A 4,750-nucleotide genomic window follows, 5' to 3' on the forward strand; every position below is an offset into this window, starting at 1 on the left:
ATCCATCGCCCTGCGAGCGGGGCCTCATTCTTCCCGCGCTCGGCCAAGGGGCGGTCGATGTCCGGCATCGACCCGGACCAATCCGACTTCGCGTGGCGCAGCAGGATGAGCGTGCGTTCGGTCTTCGTCACCCTGTCAGTGTGGCGCACGACCGGCCACACGTCACTCGTGCTCCGGCAGGAGGGGCCCGACAATCCCGGGTCGCGGCCGAGGTGCGCAGTCCGTGCGACGGATGCGGCCCCGAAAGCGGTCGCGGACGGCGTATACCCGGCGCGCCGAACCGTCGCAACGGTGTGTCGTTGGCCCGATCCTTTGGGGGCGGTAGGATGCTGGGGTCGTGGCCGGGTCAGAACAGCCCCTGGGTGACAAGCCTGCCTCGGGGGATCCCGAGAGCCTCTCGGCGTTTATCGCCAGGGTGCTCGATCAGTTGAGTCTGAGTGCGTGGCTCCCGGGCGCGTTCTTCATCGCCGGTGCCACTGCGTTGTCATGGTTCGGCATACAGGGCGCCGTTACGTTTGATGGCGCAGCAGTCTTCATTCAAAAGAACTGGGTGCCCTTTCTCATCCTGGCTCTTCCTGCCCTCGTTATCGCCACGATCCTCACGCAGGCATTCTCGTTCGAAGCTATCCAGAAGCTAGAGGGGTACTGGCGGGGAAGGGGGCCGGCCTCCTGGATTCGAACGGTAGGAATCAAATGGCAGCTTCGGCGAAGCCGATCGCTGCAGAGGCGATTCCGCCGGGCCTACGCGCGGGGGTTCGAGTCGGCACGGCCTCGCCTCCTCGCGCGGGAAGATTCGGACGCGATGGTGATCCTGGCCGCCGAGGCTGAGGCGAATCAACGGAAGAGGCCGAGCGGCCTGACCGATGCCCAGCACGACGCGGCCGACGCGTTGGCGGAAGGTCCGTCTTCGTGGATTGGGGCATGCGACCCCTGGCAAGCGGCAAAGATCCTCCGTCTCGACAAGGAGCGTCGAGAGTTTCCCGAGGATGGACGCGTTATGCCGACGCGACTCGGTAATCTCCTTCGATCTGCTGAGGACGCGATCGACGATGGTGGGGACCTCGCCGGTTTTGTAATGCGGAACCGGCATTTCGTGCCCACTCGCGTGCTTCTGCACCATGACCAGTTCCGGACACGACTGGACATGTACTGCATGCTGGTCTTCGTCTCGATCACGTTAGCCGTGATCTCGATCCCGGTGCTCTGGGCTATCCCGATCGTCGGCCGAATCGGGGTGCCGGTCGCCCTTCTCGCCACGGCGTGGGCAAGCTACAGCGCGGCACTCACCAGCGCGCGAGGATACGCTGCGGCTCTGAGAGAGATGGACCGGGCGGTGAAAGAGTCGGTTGTCGATCTGGCGTGACCATTCGGGCCGGGCGACTCAGCACGTCGCCGGCAACAGGGAGGAGTCGCTAGATCCTCTGCATCTGCGCGCCGCAGCGGCAGATGACGGGAACGGGGGATGTCCTCGTCCGTCCGCATTTCGGGCACCGGTATTGGTCACGTTTGACCTTGCCATCGCCCGCCGGTCGGTCGTCAACCATGCCAGTGATATTGCTCCTACCACATAGGAAGAGTCAAGAGCCCGGCTCCCGGATCGTCCCCCGTTCGGGTGATCCCCGAGGCCGACCTTCGGCGCTAGCTTGAACTGTCCGATTGCCCGGACAGGACATGTAGCAAAGGCGCGAACATGAGCGAGAAGCCACCCGAAGGCTGGTATCCGAATCCCGAGGATCGCACTCAGATGAGGTGGTGGGATGGTGCCTCGTGGACCGACCACACGGCGCCGCTCACAGGTGAGGCGACCCAGACCACTACACCCACCGCGGCAGTCGGTGCGGACGCGGTTGCTCGACGTCAGCCCGGCGTCTCAACGTGGATCGTCGGCATCCTCGCGGTCGGTGTCGCTCTGGCGTATGGAATCGCGTACGGATTCGGGCTATTCCTCATCGTCGCGGCCCTGTTCGTCCTTCCGACCGCCATCGTCGCGGCCGCGACGCATCGCCGAACGTGGATGCGATTTCCGCGATCAGGTTCGCTGTCGAAGGTGGCTGTGGCCGCCTCCGCACTCGCGCTGGTCCTGGGCTCAGTCGTGGCCGCAGTGCCTCATCCAGCGGCCGACTCACATGCGACGCGGTCCACTCCGGCGTCGATCACCCTGCAGGACTACACCGGGGACCTTGGGACCAGCGCGGGTGAGAACCTGGCTCGCGAAGGTCTGAAGGTCCTAATGGTGACCTCGGACGGCAGCACCGAGCCCGACACCTGGGACGGGTGGGTGGTCGTCAGCGAAAGCCCCGCGGCCGGCACGACGCTTGCCTCACACTCCACGGTGACGATCACACTCAGCAGGCCGGACACCCCGACGCCGACTCCGACTCCGACTCCGACTCCGACTCCGACTCCGACGGTCGCGCCTGTGCCCGCTCCTGCACCAGCACCGGCTCCCGCACCAGCACCGGCTCCCGCACCGGCACCGGCACCGGCGCCCGCGCCAGCCCCGGCGCCAGCCCCCGCGCCGGCGCCCGGTCCGCTGGTCACCCCCGGCGCATTCTGCGCCGATTCACAACGGGGAGTGGTCGGTCATTCCGCTGCCGGAAAGACCTACACCTGTGGCGGTCACGGGCCCGACGCGAACGGCCACCTGCACTGGAACACTGACTGATACGCGATTACTGTCACAGGTCACCCGTCAGCCGCCAGACGTCACTCGTGCTCCGGCAGGAGGGGCGCCGACAAACCCGGGTCGCGGCCGAGGTGCGCGGCTCGTGCGACGGATGTGGCGCCGAAGCGGTCGCGGACGGCGTCGAGCACGGTGTCCAGCCGTGCGCCGTCCTCCCAGTCGATCGGCAGCTCGGGCTGAAAGCTGTCGGCGCGGCCCAGCTGCGACAGTGAGAGGCCGATGAGCGTGATGCCGCGTTCTGTGATCTCGGCCTGAGCGGCGGCGAGCAGGGCTCGCGCGATGGTGAGCAGTACGGAGGTGCGGTCCGACGGGAAGGGGAGGGTGCGCGAGCGGGTGGCTCGGGCGAAGTCGCCGTAGCGCAGCCGCAGCACGATCGTGCGGCAGGTGCGGTCGCGATCGCGGAGCCTGCGGGAGAGACGATCGACGATCTGCGTGAGGATGAGGTCGAGCTCCTCGGGGGAGCGCGGGCGGCTTCCGAGCGCGCGCTGCGAGCCGATGGAGCCGCGACGCTTCGTGGTGTCTACCGGGCGCGGATCCCGCAGCCGCGCCAGCGCATGCAGGTGCGCTCCGGCCGCCCGGCCGAGCAGTCTCTCGGCTGTCGCCTCCTCGAGCTCGGCCAGCTGGCCGACGGTGCGGATGCCGAGCCGGTGCAGCTTCTCCGCCGTGACGGCGCCCACGCCCCACAGCCGCTCCACCGGGAGCGGGAGAAGGAACTCCTGCTCCCGGTCGGGTTCGACCACGAGCAGCCCGTCGGGTTTGCTGACCGCGCTGGCGACCTTGGCGAGGAACTTGGTCCGGGCGATCCCGACCGAGATCGGGAGGCCGACCTCCTGGCGGACCCGCTCGCGCAGCCGCACGGCGATCTGCTCGGGCGTGCCCGCGAGGCGCCGGAGGCCGCCGACCTCCAGGAACGCCTCGTCGATAGACAGTCCCTCGACGAGCGGGGTGGTGTCGCGGAAGATGGCGAAGACGTCCTTGCTGGCGGCGGAGTACGCCTCCATCCGCGGCGGGACGACCACGGCCTCCGGGCACAGGTCGCGGGCCTGCCGCCCGCCCATCGCGGTGCGAATACCGCGCGCCTTCGCCTCGTAGCTCGCCGCGAGCACGACGCCGCCGCCCACGATGACGGGCCGCCCGCGCAGCGCGGGGGCATCGCGCTGCTCGACCGAGGCGTAGAACGCGTCGAGGTCCGCGTGCAGCACGGTCGCTTCGCCCCGCATGCCGTCCTCCGATCGATTCCGCGTCGAGAGAATGGTCGCATCGACCGCGGACACCGGATTGAGCGGAGGCTTCAGCCCTGCGAGTCGAGCACCTCCCGCAGCCGGCGGGCGAACTCCTTCGCCTTGCCGGGGTAGGGGGAGTCCTCGGCCGCGAAGCCGCCGTGGTGGCTCGGGAAGACGACCGCCTCGGTGCCGAGCAACTCGGCGACGGCGGTGGAGGTGCGACCGGTGAAGATGCCCTCCGACTCCTCGCCCACGGCGACGACGATGCGTGTGGGCGCTGCTGTGAGCGCGTCGATGTCCGGGCGGTGGGACGTCACCGCGGAGGAGCGCTCGGAGAGCAGAGGATCGCCACGCGACCCGTCGTCGGCGGTCGGCATCCCGAACATCGCGGGGTCGGGCGCAGGCTGCGCGAAATAGTCGTCGGTGAACTCGCCGCGCCACGACGTCATCCCGATGAACGCCGCCATCCCGGCCCCGAAACCGCTCGCGTCGTACGTCTCGTGCACCGCCGCCAGCGCGCGCTCGGCGGCGGCGGCGTCCGGGAGCACTCCCGGAAGCGGCGGCTCGTGCGCGACGAGGATGCGCACATCGTCCGGGTGCGCCGCCACCAGCGCCAGCGCGGTCACTGCGCCGCCGCTGCTCGCGAACAGGTCGACCGGCGCGCTGCCCAGCGCCGTGATGAGCGCGTGCACGTCCTCGGCCTGCGTAGTCGGTGTGTTGGTGACCTCGCCGTCGCTGCGCGTGCTGCGTCCCAGACCGCGCGGGTCGTATGTGACGACCACACGATCCGGGAAGTACGACGCGAGGGCGCGGAAGCCGCTCGCGTCCATCGGCTGGCCGATCT

At 68.9% G+C, this 4,750-nt stretch carries 4 protein-coding genes; 2 read left to right on the plus strand and 2 right to left on the minus strand.

Features of this window, described 5'->3' with window-relative positions; translation table 11 throughout:
• Window positions 1-337: 337 nt before the first annotated feature.
• On the plus strand, window positions 338-1,363 hold the full coding sequence (locus AC0HS0_RS01615) for a hypothetical protein (protein ID WP_472961188.1): 1,026 nt from the start codon (window positions 338-340) through the stop codon (window positions 1,361-1,363).
• 327 nt (window positions 1,364-1,690) lie between these two features.
• The gene (locus AC0HS0_RS01620) at window positions 1,691-2,665 is read left to right on the plus strand and encodes a DUF2510 domain-containing protein (RefSeq protein WP_472961189.1); all 975 of its coding nucleotides are present in this window, start codon (window positions 1,691-1,693) and stop codon (window positions 2,663-2,665) included.
• Between the two features lie 41 nt (window positions 2,666-2,706).
• Here AC0HS0_RS01620 and dinB read toward each other — a convergent pair whose 3' ends face one another.
• Window positions 2,707-3,903, minus strand: coding sequence for a DNA polymerase IV (dinB, locus tag AC0HS0_RS01625; RefSeq protein WP_472961191.1), 1,197 nt, complete (start codon window positions 3,901-3,903; stop codon window positions 2,707-2,709).
• A gap of 71 nt (window positions 3,904-3,974) precedes the next feature.
• The coding region (locus AC0HS0_RS01630) for an alpha/beta fold hydrolase (RefSeq protein WP_472961193.1) at window positions 3,975-4,750 on the minus strand (776 nt) is incomplete at its 5' end.

The organism is Leifsonia sp. PARNA 1/14 (assembly GCF_055720965.1).